22 protein-coding genes are annotated in these 20,795 nt (G+C 39.4%); 13 read left to right on the top strand and 9 right to left on the bottom strand.

The annotated features are described in order from the left end of the window. The first annotated feature begins 2 nt into the window (after window positions 1–2). Genes BEL04_RS08050 through BEL04_RS08030 form a run of 5 tightly spaced genes read left to right on the top strand, consistent with a single transcriptional unit; the run spans window position 3 to window position 3,774 of the window. On the top strand, window positions 3–332 hold the full coding sequence (locus BEL04_RS08050; protein WP_066002101.1) for a hypothetical protein: 330 nt from the start codon (window positions 3–5) through the stop codon (window positions 330–332). 3 nt (window positions 333–335) lie between these two features. Next, window positions 336–1,607, top strand: a complete 1,272-nt coding sequence (traM, locus tag BEL04_RS08045; RefSeq protein WP_066002100.1) for a conjugative transposon protein TraM — start codon at window positions 336–338, stop codon at window positions 1,605–1,607. Between the two features lie 10 nt (window positions 1,608–1,617). Beyond that, window positions 1,618–2,448, top strand: coding sequence for a DUF4138 domain-containing protein (locus tag BEL04_RS08040; RefSeq protein ID WP_175404024.1), 831 nt, complete (start codon window positions 1,618–1,620; stop codon window positions 2,446–2,448). Window positions 2,449–2,483: 35 nt separating this feature from the next. Then, entirely contained in the window at window positions 2,484–3,254 is a 771-nt protein-coding gene (locus tag BEL04_RS08035; RefSeq protein ID WP_066002097.1) for a hypothetical protein, read from the top strand. Between the two features lie 52 nt (window positions 3,255–3,306). After that, window positions 3,307–3,774: a hypothetical protein gene (locus tag BEL04_RS08030; protein ID WP_066002095.1), complete on the top strand. Its 468-nt coding sequence runs from the start codon at window positions 3,307–3,309 to the stop codon at window positions 3,772–3,774. A gap of 41 nt (window positions 3,775–3,815) precedes the next feature. On the opposite strand, the gene BEL04_RS08025 is transcribed toward BEL04_RS08030, so the two are convergent. From BEL04_RS08025 to BEL04_RS08005, 5 genes are all read right to left on the bottom strand, one after another. Next, on the bottom strand, window positions 3,816–4,217 hold the full coding sequence (locus BEL04_RS08025) for a hypothetical protein (protein WP_066002092.1): 402 nt from the start codon (window positions 4,215–4,217) through the stop codon (window positions 3,816–3,818). Between the two features lies 1 nt (window position 4,218). Then, on the bottom strand, window positions 4,219–4,953 hold the full coding sequence (locus tag BEL04_RS08020) for a hypothetical protein (RefSeq protein ID WP_066002090.1): 735 nt from the start codon (window positions 4,951–4,953) through the stop codon (window positions 4,219–4,221). Between the two features lies 1 nt (window position 4,954). Next, entirely contained in the window at window positions 4,955–6,655 is a 1,701-nt protein-coding gene (locus tag BEL04_RS08015; RefSeq protein ID WP_066002088.1) for a HEPN domain-containing protein, read from the bottom strand. Window positions 6,656–6,657: 2 nt separating this feature from the next. Continuing rightward, the gene (locus BEL04_RS08010) at window positions 6,658–7,254 is read right to left on the bottom strand and encodes a hypothetical protein (RefSeq protein WP_139112954.1); all 597 of its coding nucleotides are present in this window, start codon (window positions 7,252–7,254) and stop codon (window positions 6,658–6,660) included. A gap of 82 nt (window positions 7,255–7,336) precedes the next feature. Then, window positions 7,337–8,644 carry a hypothetical protein gene (locus tag BEL04_RS08005; RefSeq protein ID WP_066002084.1) on the bottom strand — a complete coding sequence of 436 codons (1,308 nt, stop codon included), beginning with the start codon at window positions 8,642–8,644 and terminating at the stop codon, window positions 7,337–7,339. 170 nt (window positions 8,645–8,814) lie between these two features. On the opposite strand from BEL04_RS08005, the gene BEL04_RS08000 reads away from it, so the two are divergent. Further along, window positions 8,815–9,195, top strand: a complete 381-nt coding sequence (locus BEL04_RS08000) for a helix-turn-helix domain-containing protein (protein ID WP_066002082.1) — start codon at window positions 8,815–8,817, stop codon at window positions 9,193–9,195. A gap of 96 nt (window positions 9,196–9,291) precedes the next feature. After that, window positions 9,292–10,023 (top strand): hypothetical protein, encoded by a 732-nt coding sequence (locus tag BEL04_RS07995; protein WP_066002080.1) that lies wholly within the window; start codon window positions 9,292–9,294, stop codon window positions 10,021–10,023. Here BEL04_RS07995 and BEL04_RS07990 read toward each other — a convergent pair. The 3 genes from BEL04_RS07990 to BEL04_RS07980 are packed head-to-tail and all read right to left on the bottom strand — an operon-like array spanning window position 10,006 to window position 11,640. Continuing rightward, the gene (locus BEL04_RS07990; protein ID WP_066002078.1) at window positions 10,006–10,548 is read right to left on the bottom strand and encodes a hypothetical protein; all 543 of its coding nucleotides are present in this window, start codon (window positions 10,546–10,548) and stop codon (window positions 10,006–10,008) included. The genes BEL04_RS07995 and BEL04_RS07990 overlap by 18 nt on opposite strands. Then, window positions 10,548–11,387 carry an SOS response-associated peptidase gene (locus tag BEL04_RS07985; RefSeq protein WP_066002077.1) on the bottom strand — a complete coding sequence of 280 codons (840 nt, stop codon included), beginning with the start codon at window positions 11,385–11,387 and terminating at the stop codon, window positions 10,548–10,550. The genes BEL04_RS07990 and BEL04_RS07985 overlap by 1 nt, the downstream gene beginning before the upstream one ends. Before the next feature lie 4 nt (window positions 11,388–11,391). Then, a complete protein-coding gene (locus BEL04_RS07980; RefSeq protein ID WP_066002076.1) occupies window positions 11,392–11,640 on the bottom strand; it encodes a hypothetical protein in 249 nt (82 codons plus the stop codon). Between the two features lie 251 nt (window positions 11,641–11,891). On the opposite strand from BEL04_RS07980, the gene dinB reads away from it, so the two are divergent. The 3 genes from dinB to BEL04_RS07965 are packed head-to-tail and all read left to right on the top strand — an operon-like array spanning window position 11,892 to window position 16,256. Then, window positions 11,892–13,049: a DNA polymerase IV gene (gene dinB / locus BEL04_RS07975; protein ID WP_066002073.1), complete on the top strand. Its 1,158-nt coding sequence runs from the start codon at window positions 11,892–11,894 to the stop codon at window positions 13,047–13,049. 3 nt (window positions 13,050–13,052) lie between these two features. After that, a complete protein-coding gene (locus BEL04_RS07970; RefSeq protein WP_066002071.1) occupies window positions 13,053–15,995 on the top strand; it encodes a DNA polymerase III subunit alpha in 2,943 nt (980 codons plus the stop codon). A gap of 3 nt (window positions 15,996–15,998) precedes the next feature. Continuing rightward, complete coding sequence (locus BEL04_RS07965) at window positions 15,999–16,256, top strand: hypothetical protein (RefSeq protein ID WP_066002070.1); 258 nt, start codon at window positions 15,999–16,001, stop codon at window positions 16,254–16,256. 14 nt (window positions 16,257–16,270) lie between these two features. On the opposite strand, the gene BEL04_RS07960 is transcribed toward BEL04_RS07965, so the two are convergent. After that, window positions 16,271–17,503 (bottom strand): hypothetical protein, encoded by a 1,233-nt coding sequence (locus BEL04_RS07960; protein ID WP_066002069.1) that lies wholly within the window; start codon window positions 17,501–17,503, stop codon window positions 16,271–16,273. Window positions 17,504–17,632: 129 nt separating this feature from the next. Here BEL04_RS07960 and BEL04_RS23980 point away from each other — a divergent pair, with 129 nt between their 5' ends. From BEL04_RS23980 to BEL04_RS23975, 3 genes are all read left to right on the top strand, one after another. Next, window positions 17,633–17,806 carry a DUF3606 domain-containing protein gene (locus BEL04_RS23980; RefSeq protein WP_139112952.1) on the top strand — a complete coding sequence of 58 codons (174 nt, stop codon included), beginning with the start codon at window positions 17,633–17,635 and terminating at the stop codon, window positions 17,804–17,806. Window positions 17,807–17,871: 65 nt separating this feature from the next. Further along, a complete protein-coding gene (ligD, locus tag BEL04_RS24750) occupies window positions 17,872–20,511 on the top strand; it encodes a DNA ligase D (protein WP_083227809.1) in 2,640 nt (879 codons plus the stop codon). Beyond that, a complete protein-coding gene (locus BEL04_RS23975) occupies window positions 20,508–20,792 on the top strand; it encodes a hypothetical protein (protein WP_175404023.1) in 285 nt (94 codons plus the stop codon). Before ligD ends, BEL04_RS23975 begins: the two co-directional genes overlap by 4 nt. Window positions 20,793–20,795 lie beyond the last annotated feature (3 nt).

The raw sequence follows: 20,795 nt of genomic DNA, 5'->3' as shown, positions 1-20,795 counted from the left end.
CTATGATTTTTTCAAATAAAAAAACGTCAGCACAAGTGAGCGACAAAGTTGCGGCAATGTTGGCAAACGTAATTATCAATATGAAATTTCGATTTTCAAACGGGCTTAACAAGTGGATTAACGCTTACTCTACCCGTCAAAAGAAACAGATAGCTATCGCAATAGGGTTTCTAACGTCCATCCTACTGATCAGCAGCTCGTTTTGCAGCTTTTATAAGCTGCCGAAATTAAAGCAAAACTATACTTCTGCCCATATCGGGCAGGCGTCTGACATTCCCGATCCCCAATTCATTAAACGTCAATTAACAGATTCATTAACTAAAAAAAAGTAAAACATGAATGCAGCATTGAACAGCGGCCAATTACCGCAGCATACTCCTGAATTTCTAAAGGAGCGTAAATTTTTAGTAGTAATACCACTGCTAATCATTCCATTTTTAACGATGGCCTTTTGGGCATTAGGTGGCGGCAGGCAATCGGCATCTGCCCTTGAAAAGACCAATGCACACGGGCTAAACGCCACGCTTCCCCAGGCGCAGTTCAAAGATCAAAAAGCGCAGGATAAAATGGGTGTTTATCAAACTGCCAAAACGGACTCCGCAAGTTCATCCAATAGCGGTGTTAGCGAAAGTTTTGTCAGATCAATGGGACTGGATGCAGCCAAAGGCGAGCATGTTGATTCGGCTACACAACGCTCGACCGCTAACCTTACAGGTGGTCCCAATATAGCCGATGTCAACGAAGCAAAGATCCAGGCTAAACTTGCAGCTATCAATCAGCAGATCAATCAGCCGGAACCGGCAAATTATGGCGGCGGCGCTTCCTCGCCTCAATCCTCTGCCGATGTAAAACGGCTGGAATTAATGATGAAAGCCATGAATGGCAATGGAGGCGGCAACGATCCTGAAATGAAACAGCTAACCCAGATGCTGCAGCAAATTAACGATATACAAAACCCCGGCAACGCCAATAACCGGCTGCGAAATCAATCCATGAAAAACCACGGACGCGTGTATGCAGTAATGGCAGCCAATGACGATGATGACGAAAATGCCGAAAATGATAAAGCACAGGTAAGCTACGCATCTTACGGTGGCGGTGGTAAAGCAAAAAAACACCGCACGACCGCAGCAGAAGCTGGAAATACCATTCAGGCGGTTGTGCATGAAGACCAGACGCTGGTAAGCGGTGCGGTGATCAAATTGAGGTTGTTGGATGGCATTTACGTGAACGGCAAAATGATCCCGAAGGGAAGTTTTGTCTATGGCACCTGCGCGTTAAATAATGAACGCCTCGATATCAAAATTGCCAGTATTCGTTACCTGAATAACATTCTGCCTGTCGCACTTACGGTTTACGACCTTGATGGTATGGAAGGATTATATGTGCCTGGTTCGATTGGCAGAGATGCTGCAAAAAACGGCGTTGGCGACGCGGTTCAATCCATGCAGATGATGTCAATGGACCAGTCTGTTGGTGCACAAGCCGCCAGTGCGGGTGTTGAAGCCGCAAAAGGGTTATTCAACCACAAGGTTAAACAGATCAAAGTCAAAGTAAAGGCCGGTTACGAAGTCCTTTTAAAGGATAGTAATGACCGCGATAATTAAACAAAATGCCATGAAAAAATCATTCATTATCTTCATTCTTGGTGCCTGGGGAACAGTTTCCCATGCACAGGATACGGCTTATGTGAGCCGTGATAAAACCACAGCCTTATTCTTTAAGTCCGCGGTTAAACTAATCAGCAAGCCAACATCTGATTTTGATGTAACTCAAAAGGAAGACGCCCTGATCACCATTAAAGCACTTGATGCAAATTTTACACCTACTCGCATTAAGGTGCAGGATGTTAACACTGCAAAAGTTTATCATATCCCCGTCGAATATTCTTATGGACGTGCCGGAAAACGGATTGATGTTGATGGAGCAACTCCAATGACTATTAGGGTCATTAAAAGTGCTGAATTTAACTACAATAACGTTATTGCACAATTAGTTACCGGAAAACGCAAAGACGTGGTAGACCACGAAAAGACCGGCGGCATAAAAGCTTGGATCGATAAGCTGTCTCTTGCTGGTAATAGGATATTTTTCAGGCTGGACATTCGTAACAAATCTAATCTGCCCTATGAAATTGATTTTGTGCGGTTCTATATCAGGGACTTGAAAGCAGTTGCAAGGATGGCAACACACGAGCAGGAAATTGTGCCATTAATAACCACCCTGCATAAAAAGACTACAATTGGTCATAAACAAGAGATTGCCAAAGTTTTCGGTTTTCACCGCTTCTCGCTTTCGGAAGATCAGGCGCTTAACATTGAATTATACGAGCGGAATGGCAACCGGCATCTTTACCTGCAACTCAAACAAAAAGATATGGATGATTTAAAGACAATCACCCCGGCAGCGCAGCAGCCGGTTAATGCAATAGCTGCCAATACACTTTAATTAACCATTTATTTAATTTTTTTAATCATTTCGTTATGAATATGCAAAATGCTGAATTTCTTAAAAAAAACTTGCTAAATCTGGGGTTTGGCGACAAGTTAAATGCTGAACTGGATAAAGAAATGGCTGCTAAGACACCTGAATTTAGGTTAGGGCTTCAACACGAGTTTAACCAAAAAACGGTTGACTATACCTTGCATTTCAAGGCTGGTGATAACCAGGACATGTATTTCTTTAACAAATACGACGCGACCATCAACCACAAGGACGATCCAGCAAAGAACATCGATCAAACCTTTTTTATTAATAAAGGCAGCGGCATTACCGCAAAAGAAGCCTTCAATTTAATGGAAGGCCGCGCCGTGCACAAACAGCTGTACAATTTAGAGGGGCAAAAGTACCAGGCGTGGTTAACGCTGGACGATAAAAATCTTACCGAGAACGGAAATAAGCGGATAAAGCATTACCATGAGAACTATGGCTATGATGTCGAAAAGGTAATTGCCGGAAAGGGTATCAAAGAGCTGGAAGACCTAAAAGCAAAGGAGGAACTATTATATTCACTTAAAAAAGGAAACGTGCAGCAGATCACTGTCAGCGGCAATGACGGTGATAAAAAGTATTTCGTCGCCGCAAACCCGCAATTCAAAACTGTTGACCTTTACGATCATCAGATGAAGAAAATAAAACGGGAAGAATTGCTACAGACTGAACAAAAACCAGTAAGGAGCCTAAAACAACGCGAGCAGCAAAAGGAGGATGCTCCAGTAAAAAAGCAGTCGCGTAAAGCAAAGGTTCACATTTAATTGTATCATGAGGAACAGGCTATGGATAGCCTGTTCCTTAATAAAATAGACCATGGAAATTAAATTACCTCCCAGGAACCCGCTAATTAATATTGACCATTTACAATGGATAAAATTAGTGGAGCTACTTACCGAAAATGTCTTTGCATTAAATAATAGAAGACTTACACAAGTAGAAAATTTATTTACTGAGGGCGGACATTATCCCGCTGTGTATTTTAGATTAACAACCTTGCCTGAAAATTCTGACGATCAAAACAAGGTAGAAGTGTCCGGCTTCGTCTTTGGGTTTAACAATGATTGGGATGATGATGTATACATTCATCCTTTATCGCCCCAGGGCTTTTGGGAGGACTGGCTGGTAAAAAATGGTATTAACACCACATTTAATTACCATGAAGTGGGGATTCGTAAACTGTACTCTTTTATCGACAAAGAAATCAAAATCTGGAGTACGATTGACTTTGCTCAAAAATCAGATATTCCGGTCGAAGAATGGAGAATTTTAAAGGCTTACTGATTTATCCCAATCATTGTAGAATAAACGAAATAAGTCATTCCTCATTCTAATCTATCTTCATTCGGCAAATTATCCAATAGATATTTAGCTCTCGCCTTTGCAAGATTTTTATGCCATTCCCTCATAACATTTCTGATAGCTTTCTCTGTCTTTGATTTGGTTTCAGGTGTACCGATACCGCCTCTTAGATTAGCTTTAACTGCATCATTGATCCGTTCGAGATATGGTTCGTTGAATTCCATTTCTTTTTCATCAAAATTTTCGTCGAGTAACTCTAAGAATAGAAACGTAGGCCATCTGCCTGTTTCATTTATATGACTATAGAAATAAGGAAAAGATATTTTATCCAAAATTGATTTAACAACAGCCGTTGGCTGCACTTGGAAAATATCACATAGTTGCTGAAAATCTTCCGGTAATTCCGATTTATATTCAAACTCCATATTATATTGCTTTAATTAATTCTTGATAATGTTTTAAGTAAAATTGTTTCATCAACGCGCGATGTTCCTCCAAGTCGCGAACAATAAATAATTCATATTTAATTGTTTGATATTCATCTATAAAATCTTGCTGCGCTTCGCCATTTACAATTGTCGTGTCCTCATTACGTCCTAAACCGAGTGTAACTAATTCAAAAAAAGCTAAAGCAGGATTTTCATTGATTTTGTTTAGTGCGATTCTTGCGTCTCTGTCTGCAAGGGAGATCTTTGACATAAAATATTCTAAAAACTCCTTCGGCGTATGTTGAAGCATTTCGCACCTAATACGGAAGTCGTCGCATAGCTCCAAGACAGTATTTTCATCCAAATAAAATTTCGGTTTTGTTATTTGGTGGTTTAATGACAGATTTAATTGCCTCACTATGGGAATGCACTTTTTTCTTTTTTTTTCTGCGCTTATCCCATTCCTCTTACTTATTTCAATCACGTTTCGAACGCACTTTATCGTGAAATCTCTATTTTCAGCCGGGGAAGCACTATAATTTATATTTTCAAATGAAAATTCTGCTAATGTATTCGTCGCTTCACGAAAACCTCGCAGATAATCTGTACTAAGAGACATAAAAAACGACACGTGGTTAATAAAAGTTTGAAGTACTTTTTCTGGCTTCAGATGATAAATTACACATGCAATTTTAAAATCTAATGGCATGGTTATTCCTTGACTTTGCTCCATATTATTGATTCAATAATTTAATATCTTTCGCTAATTCTGTCTGGCAATGTTGCACCGCTAATCCTATAAAGAAATTGCAATGTGATACCAACAAGTCGAATTTATCTGCACTTATTGGATTCACTACATGGTATCTGACGTCAGTTATGCTTTTTGACAAAAGATTTAGTAGGTTAACAGAGCCCACTTTTGTAGTTGGGAAAAACGGATACGCATCAGGCCAAAAGATTCTACACATTTTTAGTAAATGCGATAAGCTATATATATTAGGTACATAGCCCATGTAAGTGTATAATAGAGCCAGACAGATTTGTTCTGTGCTTAAAGCAAAAAGCATCGCAGAAGTGTTTGATTCCTCATTACGGATCTCGTTTGCCGCCTTGAGTAACGCTAATGAGCGTTTAAGCCGTGATGATGAATAGTAGTATTTGTCTGAAGGCTTTTTTTGGTCGCTGGATTTTAAGGCTATGAGCAATTCATTCTGTTCTGTTTTTTGATAAACCAATTGCCCGTCCGCTATGACTCTTACAAAAAATGGGTTTCCGCGTTCCACTTTACTTAAAACCTCTTGTTTAGAATGTATTAACAAATTCGCGGTGATATCATTAAGTTTCTCAATAGCATTATTGACATTAGTTGAATGAACATTAGCTTTTGACGTTATAACTAAAAGATCATAATGAAGTATACTGTTATTCACTTCCTCAACTGTAAATAAGTTGCATTTTGTTATGTGTTTAATATTATTACCAAACACATAAATGTAATCTGGGCACAAATATTCAACTACCAGGGATAAAGCATTTTTAAATTTTCCTGATGAACCAAAAAAACGATGATCATTAGTAATATTAATAAACTGGACTTCACCGATATTGATATTACCGTTTGCCTTCGATTCACTCATTAACGCTTTTTCGTGTTCTTTATCCAACAGTTCCAGTATCATATCTATAGTCCATTTCGATATTGTCTGAAGTGTTTCCACGCGTTCAAAGAGTTTGGGAATTATTTTATCATCGACTAAATGGTTCTGCTGATATCTAACCGAAGAATATGCTTTGTTTAACTTTTTTAATATGTCATGTTCTTCGGGGACCTCTTTTTTAAACAATTTCCCCAACTGAGGGAGGTACTGAAAAACATAATCTTGCAATTCACCTAAATCATGCGTTTTTTTTTCCTTAATTAACAAGGCACTTATTAATGATCGATATGTTAATTCTAAAACCTGATGCAGCATAAATGCAGTCAAATTCGTATCACCTTTATTGTTATAAAAATCAGCTCCAACCAAAAATGATGTGGTCTTATTAGTCCAAGCAGTAAAACGTTCACAAACTGTAAGTTTCCAGTCGGTTATCTTTGCCGATAAAATTTCAGGGATTATTTTTTTTTGAGTGCTGTCATAAATTAGATTGCTTTCAGAACAACTGATGAAAAAATATATATTACCATTCAAAATAGCCTGCCTAACTTCATCTGAACGGTATAACTTAAAAGAGACCGTATAATGATCTACTAAAGCCATTTTTATAAAAGGTTCTATTTCAGCAAACTTCCTTCCCTCGCCTGGAGAAGTTAGAATCAGCAAATTTTGATAAGTAATATCATCCTCAAAATATTCAATGCTGTAAATCTTGTCTATTCCTATTTTTAAAGCCAATTGGTTTACAACCTCTTTTAATTCAATAATTTCCATACTCACATAGATTTATTACCTATTTTGAACACTTTTTCGAAAGTCAAACCGTCCTTACGTTCCTTAGCCCTTAATTTTGGATAGGACTTCTTTTTGCACATGTCAAACAAGATTTCGCGAAGCTCATAGGGCTTCAATTCACCGTCAACAGCTATTTGACACCTATTGAAAATTGAAATAGGCTTTCTTGGTGAAAGGAAATATGTAGAAGAAAAAAGAAGGTCGATAAACTTCGTTAACAACATTCGCCTGTCCTCTTGGCCTTGCATATTTTTATGAGCCTTAACAGGATGGTTAATCTCAAAAAGCCTGAATATCAATTCTGGATCATCTTCATCAGACACTTTGAAAACTTCGTGAATAATCTGTTCAGGATATGTTATTCTAACTAACTTATAAGTTACAATTCCGTTAGCTTCAAAATCATCGAATACAATTCCGTCATTGTCATCCTGGAGTGCTCGGAGATATAAGTTGTTAGTTATAAAATCTAAGCCTAAATTCATAAGCTCTTCGACAGATTTAATAAAATCGAAAGAAAAGCCCATTAAAAAAGAAACATCTAACGAGCTGTACCCCTTCGCTATACGCTTCAACATAAAACTATACAGCAGATTAATATTCAATCTCGTCCTTTCCTCAATGTACACCTCCATTGATGGAAAAATATTACTATCCGGTTTAATCATTATCTGTACTACTAATATTTATAGTTGGATTATATTCTCTTTTGAGCTTGGAGCCAAATGATTGAAATTGAACATCGTAACATTCACTTATCTGATTAAGGAATCGCTCTTTAAAATCATTGATGTGATCTTTTAGGATAGTTAATTTGTAGCCAAACAATTTCAGCCAGTTGAGCAAAACTTCATCTTGAACAGAATTGACGAGATAAAAGCTGTAGCTATTTTTATCAATTACAAAGAGTGATATTTTATCAAAGTCAGTTAACCGTTCATTATTGACTTTAATTGTCGGCAACAAAGTGTAGTCCTCTTTTCGTTCTCTAAGAAGGAAGCTTATGCAAATTTTGTCGCGTGATAACTTGCACTTGTGCATGTCGGCTTTCTTAGGTTTATCCTGCCAGTATCTTAAACCAAAAAAATTATGGCATGCCACAATATTCTCTTGCTGAAGCAGCTTAGGCATTGCCTTTTGCCAGAGAGACAATAAAGGAAATATTACCTCGCTCCAGTTTAGGTTTTTTAAATTACTGTCTGATTTAAAAGCGCTTTTGGATATTTCAAACATATCGAAACATCTTTCATTAAGCATTATCTGCTCATTGGACATATCCACACTGTGAACAAAGTGCCTATCTCTGCGCAAATAGCGGTAGTATGATACTATTGATTTTCCGTCTTTGCTCGTCTTAGCTACGAATGGACTAAGAAAAGTATAGTGAGAACTTCGCCTGCCAGCGGACGTATATACAATAGCATAACCAAGAATTTCTTTATTTCCTACTGGTATCGTATCACTTTTCTTATTATCAAATGTTAACACATCATCAGATGAAAACCCTAAACCAATTTTGTAAAGGTTACCATATTTAATTTTAGGGGTGATGTCCACATGATGGTCATAAGCATGAACATCTATATATTTATAACCACCGTCAATTTCCTGTTGTAATTCAGGCCAGTAATAAGGTTTTAAACTCATGTCCTTATAGTGCATAAGGTAAAAAAGACCGTAGTAGGCATGTTTACAAAGTGCATGTTCCGGCATTCCGCACTCACAAGCAATAAATAAATGAGATCGCTCTATATGTACGTATAAATGATGCTTTTTCTCCTTGTGCAAATCGACCAATAATTTATAAATGTCCCTTTCAAAACTTGCAGTCCTTACCGATGCCCTGTCTGAATACCTTTTGTCTTCCGCTGGAGGGTGGTAATGGCTAAACAACACTGATTTCTTTAATATCATCTCGTCGTTTTCCAAAGGGATTTCGTAGAAAAATGTCTCAGGCGTTATGTCCATGATCTGAAAATATCTTTTAACCCATTTTTATTTCAATTAGCAACCCATCACTTCTTCTGGGATTTCTTAGGCAAAGTTCTTCGAGATAAATGGTGTATCGAACCATGAAAGGTTGTATTTTACAAATCATCGGTTGTTTTGTACATTTACCATTATTAATACTTTTGACCATGGAAGAAAGCACCTTACATCTTGGAAAGAAAATCAGTCGTATGCGTGAGCTTCGCGGCATGAAGCAGGAAACACTTGCTGCCGAATTAGGTATTAGTCAACAAGCCGTTTCTAAAATTGAGCAAAGCCCTGATGTAGAGGATGACGCTTTAGAACGAATAGCAAAAATCTTAGGAGTAACGCCAGACGCCGTGCGAAACTTTAGCGAAGAAGCCGTATTTAATTATTTTAATAATTTTAGTGATAACAGTATAAACCAGGGCCCTATCGGGGCACATAATACTTGCAATTTTAATCCTTTGGATAAAGTGGTAGAACTATATGAGCGTTTATTAAAAAGTGAACAGGAAAAACTGGAAATCCTAAAAAATAAGAGCTAATCAGGTATATAACTAATACAACGAAGCAGGTCTGGCAGCAGTCCTGCTTTTTTTGTAAATTAGTTTTGCAATCAGCACTATCAATGTTTACTTATAATGGCTTTTTTTAAAAAACAACTTGTAATGCTTAAGCTGCTATTAAGCGGATACAGCGAAAGCCATCAAAAAGATGAGCTATTTCTGCATGAGGCGCTTAGACATTCAAACACGGAGGATGATTTCAAAAATATTTGTTTTGTCCTGGGCAAGTCCGGTGGTTTGTTTTGTGTGCCGACTTTGATGGCCTTTGCTAAGGATGAAAATCAAGCCAAAGCAGTTGCAGCAATTAATACAATTTCGCAAATAAGAGAAAGAGTAAAAGAACGTGATAATTCAGAAATGCAGAATTTCTTCTCCCCCTCTTTTTGGCAACTTCACTGGATCGGAAGTAAGGAACGATTTATAAGTTATGCTGCATGTATTGCGGGGATTTTTGATAATGAAAGCCTTTTTGAAGAAAAATTAATAGATGATATTGGTGAAAAGCTAATGCGAGAAATTTATGTTGACATTTTTCCGCACGAAAGTTTTAGAGAGTTGCGCTTATGTACTTCGGGCTGGGAAACAAAAGAAGATTTTGTGCAGGTTTTGTCGGAGATACAGGCTGATACTTTAGTGCAAAGTGTAATGTTAGATGGAACAATTGTTAAGAGTCCGGAAGCGTTTTATGAAGAAAATATGATAAATATGCGTTGCGATTATCTTCTTACAAGGTTAAAGTTCAACGTAGACTACTCAAGCTTTCATTATTTATTAAAAGTAGCAAGTAGATTAAACGAGCCTGATTGAATCTGTATTAAATTTATCATGCCTGATAACTTCAAGCATCTCAGGATCGGCTGTTAAGTTGTGCATTGGGCATACTAACAATCCATCTTTCTCTAACATTAAAGTACCAAAATGAGGGCAAAGTCTCCCTTCACATTTTTTTCCAACATAAGAATTATACCAGTTGTTATATTTTTCGACTTTGGGAATCTGCTTTTCAATTGGATGATCAGGTATGCGAAGTCCAGTGTTTAATCGCTCGCATTTAACTTTTGTCTGAGCAATTGAAAGGAAGCTGTATGAAACAGAACTGTTGGGAACAATAACAGCCGCGGTATATCCGTCCCAGCAATTGAATTGTTGCTTCATTCTGGGCTCCATCTCGAACCTGCCGTCTATATGGTAATGTTCGTCGGGGAAATCAAACTGCTTATCTGCATGCAGATGCTCGAAAATTGGAATGTAATAAATCCTGCCATCAGGAATGGTCATTATTTCCGCGCACGGCCGCCAATACTCTTCGCCGATCTGAAAAACTTCCTGCATTAAGCTTTAACCGTTTGCAGTTCTTGCCAATGATCAAATTGTAATTCTTCAGTGTCGACAAAAGTCGTATCTATCGCTGCCAATTCTGGATATTCTAACGGCGTTGCTTCGAGTGTTGTTCGATAGTTGCGATCAACTGTGCAGAATTCCAGTAATTTTGATGGAATCTGTGTACGGGCAATTTGTGAAAGACGTTCTTCGCTTGGGTTTTCCATTAGCCATTCCCAAGCCAAATCTTCTGTTAAGATGGATGGCATCCTTTTTTTGGAATTATGTATTTGCGACATAACAGTATTGGCATCTGTAATTCCGAATGCAACCGTGTTTACAAATTGTCCAGTTTCAGGATCGAGCCACTCATTATACAAGCCTGGCAAGTAAAAGTACTCTTTGTCTTTTAACGTAACTTGATAGGGATACTTGATCATTTCTTTAAGTTCCTGGCCCTTCTTACCAATCTTTGGAATGTGCCGGGATTCTACTATTCCTGTGGACAGAACAAGACAACGACGGTTTTTGGCAGCATCCGCCCACATAGACCGTTTGCCGTCTTCTTTAACGAAAAGGTTTTCAGATTTAAAATTGAGCGTTGTGTATTTTGCCCGAAAGATATTTGCTTCGGCTCTGGTCTTTACAAAGCCGGGAACATAGCCCCATTCAGCTTGAACAATATCGAAATCTTTGTTATTCTCTGATGGTACAAGAATGGCACATGGCGCATAATTGAATCCATTATGTACACCAACATTTAAAAAGGGGTAATTTCTCACCGGCTTTGCCAAACTTTTTAATTCGATATACTCTGCTCTGGTTACCCGTTGACCGTTATAATAACACATACGCTTAATTTTTTTTACTTCTGATATATGCGGCAATTAGCTTGCCAACTTCTTCTGCTTCCTCCTGCCGACCTTCTGGTATAGACGTCCAAAATTTTTCGTCTCCAAGTCCTTTGCCAACGGTTATTGTTAGTACCTTCTCATTGCCCTGAAATTGAATGTAAAATATCCGTCTGTTTTTTATTTCGGCTTCTGTCACTTTAGTAACCGCGCCTTTATATTCAATTTCAAATGGTGGTTCTAATCCCCTCATTTCTTATAAAACTATAAGTTTTTTTTTTTCCAATTATAAAATCTGCTTACCAGCACTGTTGATCAGCTCTTTAGTAACCAAAAATTTCTGGTTGTAAAATTAATCTAAAAAAGATTTAAAATACTAATATTTTTAGCATTAGTTTTGTGCAGATTCTCATACCGGTTTTGTGGGCGTGATCTAAACGCTGGGAACAAACCGACTGAAATATTAAAATTTTATCTGATTAAATGTAATAGCAGCAGACTAATATGAACGCCGACCGCCAAATAATTCACATGGATCAGGATGCATTTTTTGTATCTGTCGAGGTCAGAAAAGACCCCCGGTTGGCAGGAAGGCCGGTCATTATTGGCAGTTTGTCCGACCGTGGCGTAGTGGCATCGTGCAGTTATGAAGCACGGAAATATGGGGTGCACTCTGCTATGCCAGCGCGATTAGCGAAACGGCTTTGTCCCCATGGAATTTGGATACGTGGCAATATGGATGAATATACCAAAGCATCCCATGAAATTACTGACATCATACAGGAAATGGTTCCGGTGCTTGAAAAAGCAAGTATAGATGAGCATTATATCGACATGAGCGGAATGGATAAGCATTACGGAACGCTCAAATGCGCGAAGGAGATTAGGGCTAAAGTCATCAGGGAAACGGGATTGCCTATATCTTTTGGTTTATCAGTCAATAAAACGGTCTCTAAAATGGCTACCAACGAGTGCAAACCTAATGGCGAACTCAGCGTGGCAAAGCCTGGGGTGCAGCCATTTCTAAACCCTTTATCCATTAGGAAAATTCCTGGTTTGGGTGAAAAGACATTCATCAAATTAAGTGACATGGGCATTAAGCGCATACATACACTGGCGCAGGTGCATCCGGAATACATGACCAGTATTTTAGGCAAGAACGGGATTTGGCTATTGCAGAAAGCCAAAGGGATTGATGATTCACCTGTTATTCCGTATCACGAAGCAAAATCAATAGGGACACAATCAACATTCAACCAGGACAGTATAGATGTTGAAACCATCAATCACTTGCTTACGTCAATGGTAATGGATCTTGCTTTTGAATTAAGGCAAAGTAAAAAACAGACGGCTTGTATCACTGTAACAGTGCGGTATTCAACATTTGAGACGGTCACTAAACAAGCAAAGATTCCTTTTACGGCACTTGATGCCATCCTGATTTCTAAAACAAAAGAGCTGTTCAGGCAACTCTATCAAAAGCGCCTGTTGATCCGGTTAGTCGGAGTCCGATTCTCTAATTTGGTTAACGGATTTGAGCAAATCAACCTTTATACGGAATCGGAGGAACAGTATAGCCTTTGCCAGGCGATGGATAAAATACGCCGACGCTTCGGTCCTGGTTCAATAAAATTAGCGTCTGGCATAGATTTAAACTTGTAGGCGATGTATTTGAACGTTCACTCACAGTATAGTCTTCGCTATGGCACAATGTCCATTCCTAATTTAGTTGAAGAAGCAGCAGCGCGGGGAATTACTCAAATGGTTCTGACTGATATCAATAATTCCACGGGTATCATGGAATTTATGCGCGCATGTGATGAACATGGGGTAAAGCCTATTGCCGGTATGGAGTTTCGCCGGGATAAACATCTGCTATTTATTGGCATCGCCCAGAACAAGGAGGGCATGCGCGAACTCAACGAGTTTTTAAGCGAACACAACCTGGGAAAGAAACCGCTGCCAGACAATGCACCAGCCTTTAAGAATGCGTTTGTGGTATATCCATATTGCTATAATGAAGACCTTAAACACAATGAATACCTGGGTATTCGCTTTGACGAATTGAATAAGCTTTATGGCAAAGATCTGAGTTTGCTAAAAGATAAACTGGTGGCTTTGCAACCAGTATTTGTGTTAGATAAAATCGAATACCGTCTGCACGAATACTTGCGAAGCATTGATCTGAATATGGTACTAACCATGGTAAAAGCGGAGGATAAATGCAAACCGACCGATATGTTTTTACCACCAGGTCAAATGGAAGCAAAATATTCACGATATGCTTTCATACTGGATAATACACGTAACCTGATGAATAGCTGCATCATGGATTATCCGAAAGGCCGGGTAAATCTTAACCGCCGAACATTTACGGGGAATAAAAAGAACGACAAAGAATTGCTGGAAAAACTCGCTATGAGCGGTTTGGAATATCGTTATGGCAAAAGCAATAAGGAAGCCCTCAAAAAGGTCAAACATGAACTCAAAGTAATTTATGAACTGGACTTTTGCGCATACTTCTTAATCACGTGGGACATTATCCGCTACTCGTCCTCGCAAGGTTATTATCATGTTGGACGGGGCTCAGGAGCAAACAGTATTGTTGCCTATTGTTTGAAGATAACAGATGTTGACCCAATTGAATTGAACTTATATTTTGAACGTTTTTTAAATGCCCAGCGCACATCGCCGCCGGATTTCGATATAGATTACTCTTGGGATGAACGGGAAGATGTACAGGACTATATCTTCAAACGTTACGGTAGTCATCATACGGCGCTGCTCGGTACCATGTCAACTTTTAAAGACCGAAGCATCATACGGGAAATCGGCAAGGTAATGGGTTTGCCGAAAGCGGAAATAGATAGTTTTACTGATCCAAGGAAGGCTGCTGACAACAGAAATAATCCCACATTTAAAAAAATAACGGCCATCTATGAGCGCATGTCAAACATGCCGAACCAACGTTCGATTCACGCAGGCGGGGTGTTAATTACGGAAGAACCTATTACCTATTATACAGCATTGGATATGCCGCCAAAAGGCATGCCAACCGTTCAATGGGATATGTATGAAGCAGAAAAAATTGGCTTTGACAAATATGATATACTTAGTCAGCGTGGAATTGGTCATATTAAAATGGCCGTAAAGCTGATTGAACAAAACCAGCAGCGCAAAATTGATATACACCAGGTTAAGGTGTTTATGAAAGACCCCAAGGTCAATGCACAACTTAAAACAGGTGATACTATCGGCTGCTTCTATATCGAATCTCCGGCTATGCGCCAGTTGATCCGGAAATTAAATTGTGATAACTACCTCACCTTGGTTGCCGCCAGCTCCATCATTCGTCCCGGCGTAGCCAGTTCCGGTATGATGGGCACTTACATCAAATACCATCACGCGCCTGAAACAGTTAATTACCTCCATCCGGTAATGAATGAACAACTGGAAGAAACGTACGGCGTCATGGTATATCAGGAAGACGTAATCAAAATATGTATCCACTTCGCCGGTATGGATGGTACAGATGCAGATATTCTAAGACGCGGAATGAGCGGAAAATATCGTTCAAAAAAAGAGTTCGAGCGTCTCGTCGAACGTTTTTTTGAAGAAGCAAAAAAACTGGGCCGACCTGATGATGTAGTAGCCGAAGTTTGGAGGCAGGTATCTTCCTTTGCTGGCTACAGCTTCAGCAAGGCACACTCGGCCAGTTTTGCGGTAGAAAGCTACCAAAGTTTGTTTTTAAAAACTTATTACCCCAGGGAATTTATGGTTGCCGTGCTCAATAACTATGGTGGTTTTTACGCCCGGTATCTGTACTTGCATGAACTGAAAAAAGCCGGAGCAATCATACATCTGCCATGCGTAAACAATAGTGACAGTATCGTTAACATTAACGGAATAGATGTTTATTTAGGTTTTGTTGGAGTACATGGATTAAATGAAACTTATATCAATCTGATTCCAGAAGAAAGGCGGGAAAATGGCGTATACCAAAGTTTGGAAGATTTAATTAAGCGCACTGGTATCGGATTAGAGCAGGCAATTATCTTGATACGTGTCGGCGCTTTACGATTCACAGGCAAAAGCAAAAAAGCATTGCTGTGGGAAGTTCATTTGTTGATGGGTGCAAAAGTAAAAGCGGCGAACGATGTTGAGCTATTCGCAATAGAAGCAAAAAATTACAGCCTGCCGATTTTAGTAAACACGGCTTTAGAAGATACTTATCATGAATTAGAACTTTTAGGTTTTCCGGTGACAATGACCAGCTTCGAGTTGCTTCAAACGGATTATCGCGGTGAGATTTATGCTAACGATCTCATAAATCATTTGGGACAAATGGTAAAAATGGTAGGCTGGTACGTTTGTGAAAAAACTGTCCAAACTAAAACCGGGAAATTAATGTGGTTCGGGTCATTCCTTGATGTAGAAGGTAATTTCTTCGATACTGTACATTTCCCAAATACAACAAAAGAATACCCGTTTACTGGCGCAGGCTGTTACTTAATCTATGGAAAAGTTGTAGAAGAATATGGCTTTGCCAGTATTGAAGTACTAAAGTTCGCTAAACTCCCTATTCACATTAATCCTGTTATTGACTGATTTATGGAAAGATTTAAAATTACATGCGAGATTTCACACAAGCAGGTAGAATTGCAGTTTGACATCAAAAAGATGCCAGGCGAAGTAGGGCCTTGCTATATGGTTTCCATTGACGGATTTTTTAAGGGTTATGTCAAAAGTAAGAAAGCAGGAACCTTTGATCAGTTAATGAGTTCTGATTTTACGGAAGAAGAAATGAGAACAATAAATTTCCATCTAAAGTCCTTTCAAATGAATGATTATAAAAATTCCATTGATTGACGGTTTCTTAAAATTTACTTTTTTTCAGACTCTGATTTCAACCGTGAAAATTCGTGTATTACGGAATTCATAAAGTAAGGTAACTGAGGCTTGTCGGGTTTGGCAGACATTACCGATGCAATATATTTAAAATCGTCTACCTGCTTTGTATCATAGGAGCGAGTCTTCATAGCTAATTCCTTGTCAACCATATAAAAAGCCAAAATTTCTTTTTGGGTGTGCTTAATTCTTTGACGACTTTCCTTGTCAAGATGCTTTGGATCGTAAACATACATCTCTGTCACGAAAAGCACCTGGGTAATAACATCCGCTTCAATTCGTTTGGCGATCTCGTTGAATTTGCGGTAAACTGTAGTTTTAATCGAGAAACCAAATGTTATCAATTCAAAAGTATCGTCGGCATACACAACCAGGCACGTAGGCAACAATGTCTTTTGCATTTGGAAGAAAACCAAATGCATTAATTCAAATTTGCTAAACAAGTCGCCGTTGGGATAAGCTTTGTTCAGATTTTCGATAGGGCTTTTGCTTTGGCCGTGACCACCCCACATGGTAACTCGTGACCCTTTTTCAAAACGATCTTTTTTAGCAAAAAAAACATAGTCATCTACTAAAAGGAAATCTTTTGGCACCCGGTAGAAATTCATCAACTCGATTTTGTTCTCTAACTCATCGGATAGTTTACAATCCTCATTTATGGATAGTTTTAAGGCAGCCATAAGTAGCCGCATTTGATTAATGCCGAAAATAAAGTTGTCATAAAGGTCTTCGGTGTGGCCTTGTTCATAAAAGAAGTATTCGGCTGAAAACATAACTTCAAGCTGGCGTAGGCTCAACAAGGTTACTCGCAAAGATTCGACAATGGTCGAAATTTCTACATCGTTATCAATCGTAAAAATCAATTCCGGGAACGACAACGTTGTCTCACCAGAATAAATAGTGATAACAATGCGCTTTTCCAGGTCAAACGGCTGTTGTTTTAATACTTCATTACGCTTGTCTTTAAACCATTTACCTACCTGATTAATAAGATACTCATCACGCAGTTTTTCATAGGTTGCCAAAAAGCCGGTATGCGCCAAAGAATGTTGTAAGACAAACGTAATATTCCTGTATTCCGAAAAAAAATTATCCAAGTACCTGATATTATCGAAAAAATTTGTCCCTTTTTCGAATTTCTCCAAACTACTTAAGGCGCTATAAAATTTATGCAGTGCAGGATATAGTAAGCCCCTTGAGTTGTTCATATTAATTGCTTAAAAAATTGAATATAAGAAATCTTCTTAAGCATAAACCGCTTGCGGCAGAACCGAATCAAAAACCAAACAGTTTAATATTATTGTTGTTGAAAGTAATCATCTACTAATAATTGAATTATGGCAACAAGAGGTACAAAAGTGGAAAGAAACTCCGTATCGGAGCAGCCACATGAATTAGCTTACGAAGCAAAGAAAGAAGGAACTACTGCTAAGACAGTAGAAGCCGCAAAAAAATCTGCCGGATCAAATCAGCGAAAAGCGGTTGAAAGCAAACTGACAGGAAAGAAATAATTGCTGAAACGTGATAAATAGCCAAATAGAAGCCCCGATAAGGGGCTTTTTTGTCTACCTATAATATGAAGATTGCAACTTACAATATCAACGGCATTAATGGTCGTTTAGAAATACTGCTGCGCTGGTTAAAAGAAGCGCAGCCTGATATTGTATGCTTGCAGGAATTGAAATCGGAAAATCATAAGTTCCCTGAAAGCGCTATTAATGATGCCGGATACCACGCGATCTGGCATGGTCAAAAAAGCTGGAACGGTGTTGCCATATTATCCAAATCAGAGATAAAGGAATTACGCAACGATTTGCCAGGCGGTGATGAAGAATTTACACACAGCCGCTATATTGAAGCATTTGTAAACGGGATGGTGATCGGCTGCATATATCTGCCGAACGGCAATCCCTACCCAGGACCAAAATTTGACTACAAGTTGCGCTGGTTCGAACGTTTAAGTGCACATGCAAAAGATTTAGTGGATCGCGATTTGCCTGTTCTCCTGATTGGCGATTACAATGTCATGCCAACAGAACTGGATACCTACAAGCCTGAAAAATATCTGGACAATGCACTCTTTAGGCCGGAGAGCCGCCAAGCTTATAAAGATCTGGTAGACCAAGGCTGGACAGATGCGATAAGGACGTTATACCCTGACGAACGGATATACACATTTTGGGATTACCTGAGGGATGCTTACGGCAGAAATGCAGGCTTAAGACTTGACCACTTCTTATTAAATAAAACGATGGCAGGCAAGCTTGTAGCTGGTGGTGTAGCAATGAATGTTCGTGGCTGGAAGGGTGCCAGCGATCATGCGCCAGTTTGGATTGAACTGGCTGATGAAAACACTAAAAAGCTCAAAACAAAAAAGACAAAGACCATTAAGACGAATGCTGAAACAGCTAAATCGCAAGCTGTAAAAACAATTTCAGAGCCAGTAGGCCTCGTCGAATTACTGAAAAATACACCTCAGACCCAAATGCCAACTGCTGTTAGGCCGATGAAGGCAACATTGGTGGATGCACCCTTTGATCAGCCAGGCTGGATCTATGAAATTAAGTGGGACGGCTACCGCGCTGTTGCCGTGGTTAACGATGGCAAAGCCACATTAACTTCCAGAAGTAACCTGGTGTTTAGTCAATTCGAGCCTATCAATAAAATACTCGAATCATGGAATTTGAATGTTGTCCTGGATGGTGAAATAGTAGCGCTTCACGAAAATGGGACTGCTGATTTTGGGGCATTGCAAAATTGGCGTAATAAAAAAGACGCTCACCTCGCTTATTACGTTTTTGACATTCTATGGTATAATGGACGAGACTTGGCAGGGTTGCCATTAACCACAAGGCGGGAAATTTTGGATGCGGTTTTACCCAAGGATAATGAAATGATCCGTCCGAGCCAAACATTTGAGGTTGACGGGATCAGCTTTTTCGAAGCCGTCAAGAAAATGGGGCTTGAAGGCATTATTGCCAAGCGGGCAGACAGTTTATACACTGCGGATGAACGTTCCGGCGAATGGGTAAAGATTAAAGCCAAGCGCAGGCAAGAAGTTGTTATAGCGGGTTTTACCAGGAATGAAGGAACAGGCAAGAATTTCAGTGCGTTGGCCATTGGTGTTTATGACCAAAAGGGGGTGCTTCGCTATATCGGAAAGGTCGGGACGGGCTTTAACGATACTAAACAAAAGGAAATGATGGCGCTTTTTAAGCCGCTAATTACTGATCATAGCCCATTTGATATTGAGCCTGACGTAGATGAAACCTCACAATTCAGGCCGAGAAGATTAGGCGCTAAAGCAACCTGGTTAAAACCTGAACTGGTCTGCGAGGTAGAGTTTGCCGAAATCACCAGCGATGGAAAGGTTAGACAAGCCTCTTTTAAAGGTGTGCGCACTGATAAGTTACCGAAAGATGTTGTGATGGAGATCGAAGCCGATACCGAGGAAATTGTCAATACTGGTGATTCCAATCCGGTTGTAAATGTAGCCCAAACGAAACCTCTAAGTCCAAGCAAGAAGATAGTCAAACCTAAAGGTAAAAAAAGCCCGGCTTACCTATTGATCACATCTGCAAAAGAAACGGAAGAAGTAAAAGTTGACGGACATCTGATTAAATTAACGCACCTGAATAAACTTTACTGGCCGGAGGACAAGGTGACCAAAAGGGATATGTTCAATTATTACCATCAGGTCGCACCATTTATGGTTCCTTATTTAAAGGATAGGCCAATGTCCCTTAATCGCTTCCCGGGCGGCATCCATGGTGAAAGTTTTTATCAGAAGAATGTTAAAGATAAAGCGCCCAAATGGGCTGAAACTATGCCTCATAGAAATGGTGAAGGCGTTGATAAAGATTACCTATTGGGCAATAATGAAGCAACCCTGCTTTGGATGGCATCTTTAGGTTGTATCGAAATGAACCCGTGGTTTAGCCGGGTTCAGTCGCCAGACAATCCTGACTATTGTGTAATCGACCTTGATCCCGACAAACAGCATTTTGACCAGGTTATACAGGCAGCTTTAGAGGTTAAAAATGTTTTGGATGCTATCGGCGTACCAAGTTATCCAAAAACATCCGGTTCAACTGGAATGCATATCTATATCCCCCTCGGTGCACAATACACATATGACCAAAGCAGCTTTTTGCGAATATCATTGTCAAACTGGTGCAAAAACAAATTCCCGAATTCACTACCCTTGAACGAATGATCTCCAATCGAAAAGGAAAAATGTATCTGGACTTTTTGCAAAACCGCCCAGGTGCGACGATTGCTGGTGTTTACTCTCTACGGCCTAAACCTGGAGCGACAGTTTCCATGCCGGTAACCTGGGACGAGGTTAGGCCAGGGTTAACAATGCGTGATTTTACGATTCATAACGCAATCGACCGTTTAAAGGAAACCGGCGATTTATTTAGCGGAGTTCTTGGTCAGGGTATAGATCTCGCCATAACCGTTCAAAAAGCCCAAAGTGTTTTCAATAGCCTGTAAATT

This window comes from Mucilaginibacter sp. PPCGB 2223 (genome assembly GCF_001705515.1).
Classification (GTDB): domain Bacteria; phylum Bacteroidota; class Bacteroidia; order Sphingobacteriales; family Sphingobacteriaceae; genus Mucilaginibacter.
Note: the sequence above shows the minus strand (reverse complement) of the source record. Positions and strands in the feature narration are given on the sequence as shown.